General features: G+C 54.0%; 14 protein-coding genes. 6 read left to right on the top strand and 8 right to left on the bottom strand.

Annotation, left to right across the window (positions count from 1 at the left end; genetic code table 11):
* Window positions 1-33: 33 nt before the first annotated feature.
* The gene (locus tag BQ8005_RS10925) at window positions 34-1,086 is read left to right on the top strand and encodes a sensor histidine kinase (protein WP_075318058.1); all 1,053 of its coding nucleotides are present in this window, start codon (window positions 34-36) and stop codon (window positions 1,084-1,086) included.
* Window positions 1,079-1,891, top strand: coding sequence for a LytR/AlgR family response regulator transcription factor (locus BQ8005_RS10920; protein ID WP_075318057.1), 813 nt, complete (start codon window positions 1,079-1,081; stop codon window positions 1,889-1,891). Before BQ8005_RS10925 ends, BQ8005_RS10920 begins: the two co-directional genes overlap by 8 nt.
* Window positions 1,892-1,898: 7 nt before the next feature.
* Here BQ8005_RS10920 and BQ8005_RS10915 read toward each other — a convergent pair whose 3' ends face one another.
* The gene (locus BQ8005_RS10915; protein WP_075318056.1) at window positions 1,899-4,223 is read right to left on the bottom strand and encodes a heavy metal translocating P-type ATPase; all 2,325 of its coding nucleotides are present in this window, start codon (window positions 4,221-4,223) and stop codon (window positions 1,899-1,901) included.
* A gap of 103 nt (window positions 4,224-4,326) precedes the next feature.
* Entirely contained in the window at window positions 4,327-4,905 is a 579-nt protein-coding gene (locus tag BQ8005_RS10910) for a helix-turn-helix domain-containing protein (protein ID WP_075318055.1), read from the bottom strand.
* Window positions 4,906-5,136: 231 nt separating this feature from the next.
* Here BQ8005_RS10910 and BQ8005_RS10905 point away from each other — a divergent pair, with 231 nt between their 5' ends.
* The gene (locus BQ8005_RS10905; protein ID WP_075318054.1) at window positions 5,137-6,018 is read left to right on the top strand and encodes a hypothetical protein; all 882 of its coding nucleotides are present in this window, start codon (window positions 5,137-5,139) and stop codon (window positions 6,016-6,018) included.
* A gap of 404 nt (window positions 6,019-6,422) precedes the next feature.
* Here the strand turns inward: BQ8005_RS10905 and BQ8005_RS10900 are convergent, their stop codons facing one another.
* Both BQ8005_RS10900 and BQ8005_RS10895 read right to left on the bottom strand, forming a co-directional pair.
* Window positions 6,423-7,196 (bottom strand): biotin--[acetyl-CoA-carboxylase] ligase, encoded by a 774-nt coding sequence (locus BQ8005_RS10900; protein WP_075319149.1) that lies wholly within the window; start codon window positions 7,194-7,196, stop codon window positions 6,423-6,425.
* Window positions 7,197-7,225: 29 nt separating this feature from the next.
* Window positions 7,226-7,591: a YraN family protein gene (locus BQ8005_RS10895; RefSeq protein ID WP_075319147.1), complete on the bottom strand. Its 366-nt coding sequence runs from the start codon at window positions 7,589-7,591 to the stop codon at window positions 7,226-7,228.
* 85 nt (window positions 7,592-7,676) lie between these two features.
* Here BQ8005_RS10895 and BQ8005_RS10890 point away from each other — a divergent pair, with 85 nt between their 5' ends.
* Both BQ8005_RS10890 and BQ8005_RS10885 read left to right on the top strand, forming a co-directional pair.
* On the top strand, window positions 7,677-7,910 hold the full coding sequence (locus tag BQ8005_RS10890) for a hypothetical protein (protein ID WP_021847781.1): 234 nt from the start codon (window positions 7,677-7,679) through the stop codon (window positions 7,908-7,910).
* A 69-nt stretch (window positions 7,911-7,979) separates the two neighbouring features.
* Window positions 7,980-8,411: a nucleoside deaminase gene (locus BQ8005_RS10885; protein WP_021847780.1), complete on the top strand. Its 432-nt coding sequence runs from the start codon at window positions 7,980-7,982 to the stop codon at window positions 8,409-8,411.
* Window positions 8,412-8,484: 73 nt separating this feature from the next.
* Here the strand turns inward: BQ8005_RS10885 and BQ8005_RS10880 are convergent, their stop codons facing one another.
* From BQ8005_RS10880 to BQ8005_RS10865, 4 genes are all read right to left on the bottom strand, one after another.
* Window positions 8,485-9,180 carry a hypothetical protein gene (locus tag BQ8005_RS10880; RefSeq protein WP_075318053.1) on the bottom strand — a complete coding sequence of 232 codons (696 nt, stop codon included), beginning with the start codon at window positions 9,178-9,180 and terminating at the stop codon, window positions 8,485-8,487.
* Window positions 9,181-9,196: 16 nt separating this feature from the next.
* Window positions 9,197-9,490, bottom strand: a complete 294-nt coding sequence (locus BQ8005_RS10875; RefSeq protein WP_021847778.1) for a DUF4834 family protein — start codon at window positions 9,488-9,490, stop codon at window positions 9,197-9,199.
* A gap of 63 nt (window positions 9,491-9,553) precedes the next feature.
* Window positions 9,554-10,261: a CDP-diacylglycerol--serine O-phosphatidyltransferase gene (pssA, locus tag BQ8005_RS10870; RefSeq protein ID WP_075318052.1), complete on the bottom strand. Its 708-nt coding sequence runs from the start codon at window positions 10,259-10,261 to the stop codon at window positions 9,554-9,556.
* A gap of 10 nt (window positions 10,262-10,271) precedes the next feature.
* Entirely contained in the window at window positions 10,272-10,958 is a 687-nt protein-coding gene (locus BQ8005_RS10865; protein WP_075318051.1) for a phosphatidylserine decarboxylase family protein, read from the bottom strand.
* Window positions 10,959-11,136: 178 nt separating this feature from the next.
* Here BQ8005_RS10865 and dnaE point away from each other — a divergent pair, with 178 nt between their 5' ends.
* Window positions 11,137-14,934 (top strand): DNA polymerase III subunit alpha, encoded by a 3,798-nt coding sequence (gene dnaE, locus BQ8005_RS10860; RefSeq protein WP_075318050.1) that lies wholly within the window; start codon window positions 11,137-11,139, stop codon window positions 14,932-14,934.
* Window positions 14,935-14,965: the final 31 nt, after the last annotated feature.

Below are 14,965 nucleotides of genomic sequence, written 5' to 3'. Positions count from 1 at the left end.
AAGGATTTAGGAATATAGCTGATTTTTACTGTTATGCAACCGAACACCCGACAATACCTTGGGGACATCCTGCTCTACTCGGGGCTGGGATGTTTCTCCTATTTCTTCCTGGTACGCTTTGCCGATATCCCCTTGCGCTATCAGGACCGCCTGCTCACGCCCGAAGCCTTCGTGGCCGTGATGCTGCTGTTCAACGGCGTGGGGCTGGGCATGCGCTACATTCAGTTGAGGCTTCGGCGCAGCTATCCGACGTTCCTCGGCAGCCGTCGGCAGATGGTACTATTCTTTGTTTTGTCGGGCGCCTTTCTTTTCCTGCTCAATTACCTGTTGCTGGTATCTGTAAAGCTCTTGCTTGACATGCCGCATCCTTTCCAGCTGGTTTATAAGGGGACGCGTCTGCTGCTCATCACGTGGTTGACGGAGCTAGTCATTGTCAGCCAGTCGGTCAGCAACCGCTTCTACAAAGACCTGCTTGCCGCCTACCGCCGTACGCGCCAGCTGGAAGAAACAGCCTTGCAGGCCCGCTACATGGCCTTGCAGACCCAGCTCAATCCGCACTTTCTGTTCAACAGCCTCAATACGCTGGTGGCCGAGATTGAATACAATCCGCAGGGAGCCGTCAGCTTTACGCGCAACCTTTCCGACGTCTACCGTTACATCCTGGCCTGTCAGGACAAGCGGCTGGTGGGCTTGCGCGAGGAGATGGAATTTGTCGATACCTACGTGGAGCTTCATCGGGTGCGTCTGGGCGATTGTCTGACGGTAGCTTGGCAAGTGGATGAGGCTGTGCGCGAGGATGCGCAGCTGCCTCCGCTCACCCTGCAGGTGCTGGTGGAGAACATCGTGAAGCACAACGTCATCAGCCCTTCACGACCGATGGCGGTGGAAGTGGAGGTCGTGTCGGACGAGGAAGGATTCCCTTGGCTGCGTGTGTCCAATCCTTTGCGTCCCAAGCTGGGAGCCGTTTCGGGCGGGCATGGGCTGGACAACCTGACGCAACGCTATCGCCTGCTTTGCGGCAAGGAGATTTGTGTGCAGAAGGGAGAAGATTGTTTTACTGTAAAAGTTCCGTTGTTGTATGAATGATGTTCAGACAGACGCCTGGAGCGGAAAGAAGATACGGGCCGCCATCATCGAAGACGAGTTGCCTGCCGCCCGCCTGTTGCAGGGGATGCTGGCCGAGTTGCGCCCCCAGTGGGATATTCTGCTTCTGCCGGGTACGGTAGAGGAGGCCGTACAATGGTTTGCCACCCATCCGCATCCCGACATCCTTTTTCTCGACATTCAGCTGGCCGACGGCCTCTCGTTCTACTTCATCGAGCAGGCCCGCCCCGAGAGCATGATTGTCTTTACTACTGCCTACGACGAATATGCCGTTCGTGCCTTTACCGTCAACAGCATCGATTATCTGCTGAAGCCTGTCCGTCGTGAGCGCCTGGCCGATTCGCTTGAAAAGTTCGAACGCCTGACCGCTCCCCGCATTCGTGAACAGAATGAGCGGATGGATATGCAGGAGCTGCTTCGGATGCTGGCCGACCGCAACGCCTGTCCTTATCGAAAGCGTTTCCTCGTCAACGGTGCGCGGAGCCTCTATACCTTGGCTGTAGACGACGTGTGCTACTTCTATTCGGAAGAGAAAGTGACCTTTGCCGTGACGGCCGACCGCCGCACGCACATCATCGACCTGCCGCTCACGAAGCTGGAAGAACAGCTCGACCCGCGCCGCTTCTTTCGTGTCAGCCGCCAGTTCATCCTTTCGGCCGATTGCATCCGCGACATCGAGCCTTACTTCAACGGCAAGATGGTGGTGCACGTTACGCCTCCCTTCGACGGCAGCGTTCAGGTGAGCCGCGAACGGGTGGCGGCGCTGAAGGTGTGGCTCAACAGTTGATTTCTTTTTACAGCCGGCATCGTTTCAACCGCAGGCTGTTTGTCACCACGCTGACGCTGCTGAACGCCATGGCCGCCCCGGCTATCATGGGGTTGAGCAGGAAGCCGCAGACGGGGTAGAGCACACCGGCGGCGACAGGCACTCCTATTATATTGTAAATGAATGCCCAAAACAGGTTCTGCCGGATGGTGCGCACGGTGAGGTGGGAGAGGCGCAGGGCTTCAGAGAGCTTGCCGAGGTCACCCTTCAGCAAGGTAATGCCTGCCACATCCATGGCGATATCGCTGCCCGTACCCATGGCGATGCTCAGGTCGGCCTGTGCCAGGGCAGCGCTGTCGTTGATGCCGTCGCCCACCATTGCGACGGTTTTCCCCTCTTGTTGAAGGCGGCTGATGTAGGCTGCTTTTTCTTGTGGTAGCACGTTTGCGCGGTAGTGGCGGATGCCCGTTTGCGCGGCGATGGCGCGGGCAGTGGCTTCGTTGTCGCCCGTCAGCAGATGGACGTCGATGCCTTGGCGTTGCAGGCGGCGGATGGCTTGGGCAGAGGTGGGCTTCACGCGGTCGGCGATGGCGACGACGGCCAAAGCTTCGTGCTCATCAGCCAGCCAGACGACGGTTTGTGCTTCGGCCTCCAGACGGTCGGCTTCCTGCGCCAGTTGCGGGTCAATGGTAATTCTCTGTTCTTCCAGCAGGTGACGGTTGCCGATGTAATAATGTGTACTGCCAACGCGACCGTGAATGCCTTGGCCTGTGAGGCTTTCAAATTCTTCAGTTGGAGAAAAATTTTTTTCTAACTGGGGAAAATTATTTTCACAGTAGCGGACAATAGCCTCGGCCAGCGGATGCTCGGAACGCTTCTCCAGCGTGTAGAAGGCGATGGCGTGGCGCTCCTCTTCGTGTCGCCAGAGGAGGGTGGTGACTTGCGGACAGCCTTCTGTCACGGTGCCCGTCTTGTCCAGCACGACGGTGTCCACCCGTCGTGCGCGCTCCAGACTTTCAGCGTCCTTGATGAGGATACCCTGTTCGGCTCCCTTGCCGATGCCCACCATGATGGCCGTCGGTGTGGCCAGCCCCAGGGCGCAGGGGCAGGCGATGATGAGTACTGTTACCAGTGCCAGTAGGCCGTGGGTGAAGCCGTCGGTCGGGGCCAACAATACCCAGCCGAGGAAGCTCAGCAGGGCGATGGCCATGATGGTGGGGACGAAGATGCCCGCGATGCGGTCTGCCAACTTCTGCACGGGGGACTTGCTGCCCTGTGCGTCCTGCACGGCACGGATGATGTGGGCCAGCAGCGTGTCGTGTCCCACCTGCTCGGCGCAGAAAACGAAACTGCCCTTCTGGTTGATGGTACCCGCCAGTACACGGTCGCCCGCACGCTTGCCCACGGCCAGCGGTTCGCCGCTCAGCATGCTTTCGTCCACGTACGACTCTCCGTCCACGACCGTGCCGTCCACGGGCACGCGCTCGCCGGGCTTCACCAGAAGCAGATTGCCGACGGTGACCTGTTCCAGTGGGAAAGATTCTTTTAATGAAGAATGAGGAATGAAGAATGAAGAATTTCCTTGCAGACTGTCAGGCGCAGCACAGCCTGGTTCTTCATTCTTCATTTTTAATTCTTCATTTACCAGCGTTACCGTCTGCGGTTGCAGACCCATCAACTTCTTGATGGCGTCGGCTGTCCGGCTCTTGGCGCGCGCCTCGAGCAGGCGGCCCAGCAGGATGAAGGCGATGATGACGGCCGAGGCTTCGAAATAGACATGCGGCTCGATGCCCCGCGACCGCCAGAAGTCGGGGAAGAAGAGGTTGAACACGCTGAACAAGTAGGCGATGCTGGTGCTGACGGCCACCAGCGTGTCCATGTTGGCCGCGCGGTGCTTCAGCAGTCGCCAGGCGTTGGCATAGAAGCCGTGGCCCAGTCCGAAGACTACGGGGGTAGCGAGCAGCCACATCACGTAATTGGCATAGGGCAGGTCCATGAACACCATGCCGATGACGGCCACGGGCAGGGCGAGGGCGATGGCCCACACGGTGCGCCGCTTCAGTGCGCGGTACTGGCGGAGTTGTTCCGCTTCCTTGTCTTCCGCCTCCGAGGGCGCGGGTGTTTCCTGTTGGGGAGTCAGGCCGAATCCCACGGCCTCTACGGCCTGTTGCAGGGCTGCGGTATTGCAGGCCGACGGGTCGTAGGTCACCGTGGCTGTTGCTGTGGCCAGGTTGACAGCGGCCTGGACCACGCCCGGCTGCCGGCTCAAGGTCTTTTCCACACGGGCGGAGCAGGCGGCGCAGCTCATGCCCTGTACATCGAAGTTCTGTTGGATGGTATGTTCGTTTTCCATTGCTGACGATTGATTTTGATGTTTACGCTTGCAAAGGTACGGCGGACTTCCCGATCGGTTGTTATGAAATTCGGGGAATAAGTTATAAGATTGTGTCTTTATCTCAGATTTCGTCCAGCGGCCTGCGACGTTTCTCTTTCTGTTGCCTGAATTGCGTGGGGGTGAGGCCTGTCACGCTCTTGAACTGCGCGCTCAGGTAAGCGGTGCTCGAGTAGCTCAGACGGTCGGCTATCTCGTTCAACGTCAGTTCGCCATAGGTCAGCAGCTCTTTGGCCCGCTCTATTTTCTGGGCGATGACATACTTTTCGACGGTGGTGCCTGTGGCTTCGGAGAACAGCTTGCTCAGTGTGCCGTAGTCTTTGCTGAGGGCGTGGGCCAAGTAGTCGGACAGGTTGGTCTGGAGGGGAGCGTCCGTGGGTTGGTGCACTAGGCTGACGATGAGGTCCTTCATCTGTTGCACCGTCTGCATCCGACGGTCGTCTATCAGTTCGAATTCCAAGGTTTCCAACGTTTCCTTTACCCGCAGACGGAGGTCGGGTGTCAGCTCTTCGGCGGTGACGGCGATACCCAGCTCCACAGACAGCGGATGCAGGCCCAGCGTGCGCAGGGCGTTGTCCACGGCCAGGATGCAGCGGTGGCATACCATGTTCTTGATGTGTAGCGTATGGCTTTCGTCTGTCATCGGGATGCAATGCTTTGTTTGTTGCAAAGGTAGTGAAAGGTGAGCGCAGAAACAAATTGAAAACGTGGTTTTCATTTGTTTTTGCCGAACCGCCTCCTGCCTTTGCAAAAGGTGAATGCAATAGACGGCTGAGTTGGCAGTGAAAATGAAAGTTAAATACCCGATGAATCTTCGGGAAACGTTTCATCCTTCCGTCACAAATCCTTTCCTTTGTAGGAAAAACATCCCGACATGAAAAAACTGTTTCCTTTTGTCTTGCTGTGCCTGACGTTGCTGTCGCTCGGGCTGGGTGCCTGTTCCGATAAAGATGACAGTGTTCCACGTATCCAACTGGCGTATGAAAACCCGAATGAAGTTTTCGATAACGAAAACCCTCGTATCTCTCTGATGGCTTTTGAGACGGCCGACCGTGTGTATCTCATACAGGGTGGTGACGGGAATTTCCGTTTGGAGATTAGCAACGACGAGGTAGTGCAGGCCCGTTGCGAAGGGAGCAAGCTCTTTATCCGTCCGCTGAAGGCCGGAAAGGCGGAAGTCCTTATCCGTGACGGTTACGGATGGGATTATCTTTTGTCGGTCACGGTGGGTTATCCCTATTATCTCTATGGTGTGATAGACAACCGCGTGATGTTGCAGGGCGCAGGGCTGACCGATGAAGAGAAGAGCGCGCTGGAGCAGGAGATGCTGGGGGCTTCTTCGGGGCCTGCCGTCGTCAAGGGTTATACGTTGGTCTATCAGAACGAAGCGATGAATGCGGGACAGCTGGTTATCGGTTCTTCACGCTATGTCTTCGATGCTTCGGCCGAGCCCATCGGACTCGAAGATCCTCTGGAACTCAATGTGCGGACGGCCGACGGTTTTGCACGCAAGTTTTTCTTCGAACGCTTCACGCCTGTCCGTCTGTCGTCGGGCAACCATTCGGACGAACTGTTTCTGAGCGAGTCCAATGGCGGCATTTCGCCTGATACGCGTGATCTCAATTCGGCTCCCCACTTCCGTTGTGTGGTTGCGGACCGTACTTCTCTCTATCGGGAACGTTATCCGGCGCTGGAGCATGCTTATCATGTGCAGGTGGTGCTTGAACAATATGAAGGATTGACCTCAGAAGAATAAAGTCTCTGGCCTCGGGCCGAAGGGATTGTATGGAAGAATTTCGGGCCGTCGGACATTCCGCCGGGCTGTCCTAACGCTCGGAGAAACCGTCGGACATTCCGCCGGACTGTCCCAACGCTCGGAGAAGCTGTCGGACATTCCGCCGGGCTGTCCCAACGCTCGGAGAAGCCGTCGGACATTCCGCCGGGCTGTCCCAACACTCGGAGAAGCCGTCGGACATTCCGCCGGGCTGTCCCAACGCTCGGAGAAGCCGTCGGACATTCCGCCGGACTGTCCTAACGTTCGGAGAAGCCGTCGGACTTTCCGCCTGGCTGTCCCAACGCTCGGAGAAGCCGTCGGATATTCCGCCGGACTGTCCGAACGCTCGGAGACCCCGGAGAACAGTTTTCTTGACATTTCCGGTATCAGAGGATGTATTGCACCTCCTTGAAGAGGTAGCGGCGCAAGCGTCCCGCCTCGTCTTGCAGGACGAAGCGTCCGTCCGGCTCCACGTCGGCCAGGCGGGCCAGGAAGCGTCCGTCGGCATCTTCGTAGGGGTGCAGACCCTCGCGGCGGAAGAGGGCGTCGGCGTATCGGCGGGCAATGGAGGCGGCAAAGCGTCCGTCAGCGTCGCGGCGCAGAGCTTCGTAATAGGTGTGCAGGCGGCACAGGAAGCCGTCGAGGACGGTCGGCGCGTCGTAGTCGCGGCCCGTAATCTGCTTCAGCGAAACGGGGTTGGGTGCGGGGCTGCGGAAGACGGTCTGGTTCAGGTTGATGCCGATGCCGGGGATGCAGCGGCCGATGCGGTTGCCCTCCAGCACATTCTCGATGAGCATGCCGCAAATCTTTTTCTCGTGCCAGTAAATGTCGTTGGGCCATTTGATGGAGATGCCTTCCGTGTAGGTGTCCAGCTCTTCCTTGACGGCCAGCGAGACAATCTGCGACAGGACGAACTGGCGGCGTGCCTCGACGAAACGGGGGTAGAGCACGGTGCTGAACAGGAGGTTCTGCCCGGCTTCGGACTCCCACGAGTTGCCGCGCTGGCCCTTGCCCGACGTCTGGAAGCGGGCTGTGACGGTCGTATATTCAATGGGGGCCGTCGGGGCGTTGTCGCACAGGTCGCTCAAGTAACGGTTGGTCGAGTCGGTTTCTTCCAGCCCGATGATTGGGAAGGAGGGTTGTTCGGAAGTTGCTGTCATTTTGGTCTTGTACGTAAAATTCATTAATTTCAGAATTGTGGCGGATAGAAAGCATTCTCCAGATGCTCGATCTGGAACGGAGGCCGGTCGCCGACGGCCGTGACGATGTCGAAGCGGACGGGCAGATCGATACCAAAATGCTTGATATAGGCATCGGCTGCCACGACGATGTGGCGCACCTTCCGCCAGTCCACGGCCTCCTGCGGCTCCTTGTACTCGGTGTTGGTGCGGGTCTTCACCTCGACCACCACCAGCTCGCCTTTGTGCATGGCCACGATGTCCAGCTCCAGTCGGTTCTTGCGCCAGTTGCGGTGGAGTATCGTGTAGCCCTGGCGCTCCAGATAGGCTGCTACAGCGTCTTCGCCTTCCTTACCCAGTCTGTTGTGTGCTGCCATATTGCCTTCTTTTTTCTTCTTGGGAGACAAATTTACGCTTTTTCTGCTTTGAAATTACAGCAGGAACACTAATTTTGCAGGAAATATGAGAAAGAGAGACAAAACGTGTGCGAAAGCAACGCCCGACGAGCCCAAACGCGAACAGCGCATCGTGTGCCTGATGAGCGAAGAGGAACTGCGGATTGTAGACCGTTATCTGGAGAAGTACAAGATAACCAACAAATCGCGCTGGTTCAGGGAAACTATTCTCATGTTCATCCACAAGAATATGGAGGAAGACTATCCGACCCTCTTCGGCGAGCACGACATGAGACGGTAATTTGTCAGCAAGCAAATGTATCGGCTTTAACTTCTTTAACTTCCCTAACTTCTTTAACTCCTGACCAATATGGACGACCAATTCTACATGAAGCAGGCTTTGGCCGAAGCACGGAAGGCGGCCGAGCGCGACGAAGTGCCCGTCGGTGCAGTCGTGGTATGCAAGGACCGCATCATTGCTCGTGCCCACAATCTGACCGAAACCCTGACAGACGTGACAGCCCATGCCGAGATGCAGGCTATTACGGCCGCGGCATCGGCTCTCGGCGGCAAGTATCTGAACGAATGTACGCTTTATGTAACGGTGGAACCGTGTGTGATGTGTGCCGGTGCCATCGCTTGGGCGCAGACAGGTCGCCTCGTCTTTGGCACTGCGGACGAAAAGCGGGGCTATCAGCGTTATGCGCCGCAAGCCCTCCATCCTAAAACGGTGGTAGTGAAAGGCGTGATGGCCGACGAGTGTGCTGCCCTGATGAAAGAATTCTTCCAACGGAAACGATAAGGAGGGGGAATAGTTCGCAGTTAAGTTAGTGTTAGTTCCTAACTTTTCAGTCTGTTAAATGGCAAAGGACCAATTAACGGTGGGAAAACGAATAGCCGATTGACAGGAATACACTTTGGCTTAACTCTCTTTTCGGCACATAGAATTTCTGTCCATTGGCCAACGTAATATTTCTGCGCCCGGAATAGTAGTCAAGATTGGAGAGGTAATATCCTCCTCTGAGTATGAAACGGCCAATGGCAAAGTTGACGGAAGCTCTTGCGTTCCAGTAGAACCACTGGAGCCCTTTATTGGGAAATCGTCGGTAATCTACGGTTTGACTGACTGACCCAGCAAATTCCTTGATTTCATACGTTAAAGAGTTTCGAAATGGGCATGCCAGACTGAGGCCAGGCTCTATCTGGAACCAAAGGCGATAATCGTTGTCCGTACTTTCCCAGACGGTGGGAGATTTCAAAACTATAGACGGCTTGAATATGATCCATCGGATGTTCCTCTCATTGTCTGTGAGTTCAGCCTCCTGTCCGTCAATAATGGTCTGACGGCTCGGTTGGTTGTATTGGCTGGTTAACTCCAATCCAAATGCTACCCCGAGATATTTATGGAAAAGCCAGCTTATGGATGGCTCAAGTTGCCATGCCGGTTCGTTATTGAGATAGAGTCCTCCGTATAGGTCTGCTGTGAAGGTCGGTTTATCGTCTTGGGCATGTACGGCAGTTCCGCAGCACAATAATAGTAGAGCAGTTAAAATTATCGAATATTTAGTCATTCACGTCTTTTCAGTATTATTCCTTTATCTCTTCAAAGTCTACATACTCTCCGTCATCCTTGGAGAAGATACGTTCCTTATGTTTGATGTGTATTTCACCTTCTTCGGGGCGGATGCCGTCGGTCGTGTCGGTCGAGGTACGTGATGATTGCCGGTTGTCTCCGTAAAATGTATAGCTTCGGAAGTCCTGCGAAGACGTTTTTTTCCGTCCGAGTCCGAAGATGCCGCGTACAATACTACCGATAATACTGAGACCGATAATCAGTATTGCTATAATGAGTATAAACAGAAATCCTAAGAAATGTAACATGTGTATTGAGTGTTTAAGTTGGTTCTGATAACACTACTACAACAATCGTGCCAGACGGAAAGTTTATTTCTTCCGGCCGGTAAACCATGACAGCAGGATGTACCAGACGATGCAGGTGGCAAAGCCCCGTATTTGTAAAGTGATCAGGAAAATAACGCAGAACAACAGAAAGAGGAAGCTCACTTTGTTGTCCTTCCACGACAGGTTCTTGAACTTCAGTGAGAACATCGGAATCTCCGATACCAGCAGCCAAGAGAAGAGGCAGACCAGTGCCAGCAGTCCGAGCGGATGAACACTGCCGCCGGTCAGTATCGGATGGTAGCCCGCTACGAGCGAGGCCCAGAACAACGCGTTGGCAGGCACAGGCAGACCGATGAAAGAAGTCGTCTGGCGCGTATCGTTGTTAAACTTCGCCAGGCGCAGGGCTGAGAATACGGAGATGAGGAAAGCCGAGTAGGGAAGCCAGGTCGCCATACCTTCCATATAGGCGGGGTAGGGCATCTCCTTAAACAGGGAGAAGACGATGAGCGACGGTGCCACGCCGAAGCTGATGTCGTCGGCCAACGAATCCAAATCCTTGCCGATAGGGGAATGTGCATCCAGCGCACGTGCGGCCAATCCGTCGAAAAAGTCGAACACGGCACTGATGATGATAAACAGCAGCGCCAGTTCGTAGCGGCTTTCGAAGGCCATCACGCCGGCGATGCAGCCCGAAAACAAGTTCAGGCAGGTCAGTGCGTTAGGAATATGTCGGGTGATGCAGTTAGCCATAACTTGGATATTATTTTAGTTTGGCAATGACAGTTTGGTTACCCGTTGTCAATTGCCCCAGTTTGACAAGTACTTTTGTTCCTAAAGGCAGGTAAACATCTACACGAGAACCAAACTTGATGAAGCCCATATGTTCATCGATGTAGCATTCTTCGCCTGGTTCGGCATAAGTGACGATGCGGCGTGCCATGGCTCCAGCTATCTGGCGTGCCATTACTTCTATGCCTTCGGGAGTTTCGATGACTACCATCGAGCGCTCGTTGTCCGTACTGGCTTTGGGCAGCCACGCTTTCATGAATTTGCCGTTTTGGTGTCCTACTTTCTTGATGGTGCCGTCTACGGGATACCAGTTAGCGTGTACGTTGACCAGACTCATGAAGATAGAAATCATCAGGCGACGGTCGTGAAAATATTCGTTTTCCTCGACTTCTTCAATAACTACAATTTTCCCGTCGGCAGGGGCTACTACGACCTTTTCAGTGTCTTGACCGAAAAGGCGAATTGGGCAGCGGAAGAAATTTACCAATATGCCGTATACGATAAGACTGATGGCTCCGACAATATAAAATGGAACTTTGTTATTTAGTCCGAAATATAAGGCGGAGTTGACTACCAATAGCAGCAACAGGCTTCCGATCAGTGTGTGAGTTCCCTCACGGTGTATACGTATTTTTTTTAGTCTTTTTAGTCTGCCCATGTAAACCCGCGTTTATAGAGTTGTTTTGGAATTAGTAATTACTTGCAAAAATAGGGCTATTTTAAAAATCTAACAAGAAATTGGGAAAGAAATGCGTCTACAAGTAATTTTTTGAGGATTATTTTGGCTGAAAAATGGATAGATTGTACCTTTATGCTCCAATTTGAAAGGAGATTTTATGCAAGATTTTGTTCATCTACATGTACATACTCAGTATTCGTTGCTGGATGGTCAGGCCAGTGTCAGCCGCCTGGTGGACAAGGCTATGAAGGACGGTATGCGAGGCATCGCGGTGACTGACCATGGTAACATGTTCGGCATCAAAGAATTCACCAACTACGTTAATAAGAAGAACGGTGGTCCGAAGGGAGAAATCAAGGATCTGAAGAAGAAGATGGCCGACATCGAGAGTGGTAAGGAGGAATGCGAGGACAAGGAAGCCGCACTGGCAGATTGCCGGGAGAAAATCGCAGCGGCGGAAGCTCGTATCTTTAAACCTATTATCGGTTGTGAGATGTACGTAGCACGTCGTACGATGGACAAGAAAGAAGGTAAACCCGACCAAAGCGGCTATCACCTGGTGGTGTTGGCTAAAAATGAGAAAGGCTACCACAACCTTATCAAGTTGGTGTCGCATGCTTGGACGCAGGGTTATTATATGCGTCCGCGTACCGACCGAAACGAACTGGAGAAGTATCACGAAGGGCTGATTGTCTGCTCCGCCTGCCTGGGTGGTGAAATTCCCAAGAAGATTACCAACGACCTGTATGAGGAGGCCGAAGAAGCCATCCGCTGGTATAAGAACCTCTTTGGCGACGACTTTTATCTGGAGTTGCAACGCCACAAGGCTACCGTGCCGCGGGCCAATCACGAGGCCTATCCCATGCAGCAGAAAGTGAATGCCAAGCTGCTGGAGTACAGCAAGAAGTTTGGTGTCAAGCTGATTTGTACGAACGACGTCCATTTCGTAGACGAAGAGAACGCTGAGGCACACGACCGTCTCATCTGCCTCAGTACGGGCAAGGACCTTGATGACCCTACCCGCATGCTTTACACTAAGCAAGAATGGATGAAGACCAAGGCTGAGATGAACGAACTTTTTGCCGATGTGCCTGAAGCCCTGGCAAATACGCTTGAGATTCTCGATAAAGTGGAGTTCTATTCCATTGACCATGCGCCCATCATGCCTACCTTTGCCATCCCCGAAGACTTCGGTACGGAGGAGGAATACCGCAAGAAATATACCGAACAGGACTTGTTCAACGAGTTCACCCGCAATGAGAACGGCGAAGTGGTGCTTGACGAGGAGGCTGCTAACGCCAAGATCAAGCGTTTGGGAGGCTATGAGAAGCTGTATCGTATCAAGTTGGAGGCCGACTACCTGGCCAAGCTGGCATTCGATGGTGCCAAACGTCTTTATGGCGATCCGTTGAGTGAAGAAGTGAAGGAGCGTCTAGTGTTTGAGCTCTATATTATGAAGACGATGGGTTTCCCGGGTTACTTCCTTATCGTGCAGGACTTTATCAATGCCGCCCGCACCCAGCTCGGCGTATCCGTGGGGCCGGGACGTGGTTCGGCGGCCGGTTCGGCGGTGGCCTACTGCTTGGGCATCACGAAGATAGACCCCATCCAGTACGACTTGCTGTTCGAGCGTTTCCTGAATCCTGACCGTATCTCCCTTCCCGATATCGATGTGGACTTCGATGACGACGGCCGCGGCGAGGTGCTCCGCTGGGTGACCGAGAAATACGGACAGGAGAAGGTGGCGCATATCATTACTTACGGTACCATGGCTACCAAGTTGGCCATCAAGGATGTAGCACGTGTGCAGAAGTTGCCTTTGTCTGAGTCCGACCGCTTGTGCAAGCTGATTCCCGACAAGATTCCCGACAAGAAACTGAACCTGCCCAATGCCATCGAATATGTACCCGAACTTCAGGCGGCCGAAGCTTCGCCCGACCCGTTGGTGCGCGATACCATCAAATATGCCAAGATGCTCGAAGGCAACGTGCGTGGTACGGGTGTGCATGCCTGCGGTACCATCATCTGCCGCGACGACATTACCGACTGGGTGCCCGTCAGTACCGCCGACGACAAAGAAACGGGCGAGAAGATGCTCGTCACCCAGTACGAAGGTTCGGTCATCGAAGATACCGGCCTGATCAAAATGGACTTCCTGGGGTTGAAGACCCTGTCTATTATAAAGGAAGCGGTGGAGAACGTTCGTCTGCACCGCGGCATCAACATTGATATCGACAAGATATCTATCAACGACCCTGCCACTTACAAGCTCTATTGCGATGGCCGCACCATCGGAACCTTCCAGTTCGAGTCGGCCGGCATGCAGAAGTACCTGCGCGAACTTCAGCCCAGTACGTTCGAGGACCTCATCGCCATGAACGCCCTCTACCGTCCGGGTCCTATGGATTATATCCCTGACTTCATTGACCGTAAATGGGGACGCAAGCCCATTGAATACGATATTCCCATCATGGAGAAGTACCTGAAGGATACGTATGGCATTACCGTCTATCAGGAGCAGGTGATGTTGCTTTCCCGTCTGCTGGCCGACTTTACCCGTGGTGAGTCCGATGCCCTCCGTAAGGCGATGGGTAAGAAGTTGCGCGACAAGCTGGACCACATGAAGCCGAAGTTCATCTCCGGCGGGCAGAAGAACGGTCACGATCCCAAGGTATTGGAGAAAATCTGGGCCGACTGGGAGAAGTTTGCCTCCTACGCCTTCAACAAATCGCATGCCACATGCTATTCGTGGGTGGCCTATCAGACAGCCTACCTGAAAGCCAACTATCCTGCCGAGTACATGGCGGCCGTTATGAGCCGAAGCCTCTCGGACATCACTACCATCACCAAGCTGATGGACGAATGCAAGTCGATGGGCATCAAGGTGCTGGGACCCGATGTAAACGAGAGTAACCTGAAGTTCACTGTCAACCCCGAAGGTAACATCCGCTTTGGACTGGGTGCCGTGAAGGGAGTGGGCGAGGGCGCCGTGCAGAGCATCATGGAAGAACGTGAGAAAAACGGCCCTTATACCGGTATATTTGACTTCGTGCAGCGTGTCAACCTCAATGCCTGCAACAAGAAGAACCTCGAGTGTCTGGCTTTAGCCGGAGGTTTCGACAGTTTCCCTGAACTGCGCCGCGAACAGTATTTTGCTCTCAACTCCAAGGGAGAAGTCTTCTTGGAATCACTCGTACGCTATGGTAACCGTTATCAGGCTGACAAGGCGGCAGCTGCTAATTCGCTTTTCGGTGGCGAGAACGTGGTGGATATTGCCACGCCTGAAGTGCCCGATGCCGAACGGTGGAGCGACCTCGATCGTCTGAATAAAGAACGCGATTTGGTGGGTATTTATCTCTCTGCCCATCCGCTGGACGAGTATGCCGTCGTGCTGGAGCATGTGTGCAATACTCATATGGCCGAACTCGAAAATAAGGAGTCACTTGTGGGACGCGAAATTACCATGGGTGGTATCGTCACTGCCCTGCGCCGTGGTACCAGCAAGAATGGTAACCCTTATGGCATTGCTAAGATAGAAGATTATTCAGGTGCGGCCGAGATACCCTTTTTCGGTAATGACTGGGTTACTTATCAGGGTTACTTAGGTGAACGTACCTTCCTCTATATAAAGGCACGTTGCCAGCCCAAGCAGTGGAGGCAGAATGAACTTGAGCTGAAGATTACGTCCATTGAGCTGTTGCCCGATGTCAAGGAGAAGCTGATTAGCAAGATCACTATCCTCATTCCTCTTACGGTGCTCAACACGGAATTGGTGAACGAACTGGTGGATCTCACGAAAGAGCATCCTGGTTCTACGGAACTCTATGTCAAGGTTTCCGATCCTGAGACGAAGATGACGCTCGATATGGTATCGCGTCCGGTGAAGCTCTCTGTGGGACGTGAGTTGATTTCTTATTTAAAAGAACGTCCGGAACTGGATTTCCGAATCAATTAGTTCTTTTTACATAAGATAGGAGGCGGTTCGG

This window comes from Bacteroides togonis (assembly GCF_900130135.1).
Lineage (GTDB): Bacteria > Bacteroidota > Bacteroidia > Bacteroidales > Bacteroidaceae > Bacteroides > Bacteroides pullorum.
The sequence above is the reverse complement of the archived record's forward strand: the minus strand, read 5'-3'. Positions and strand labels throughout refer to the sequence as shown.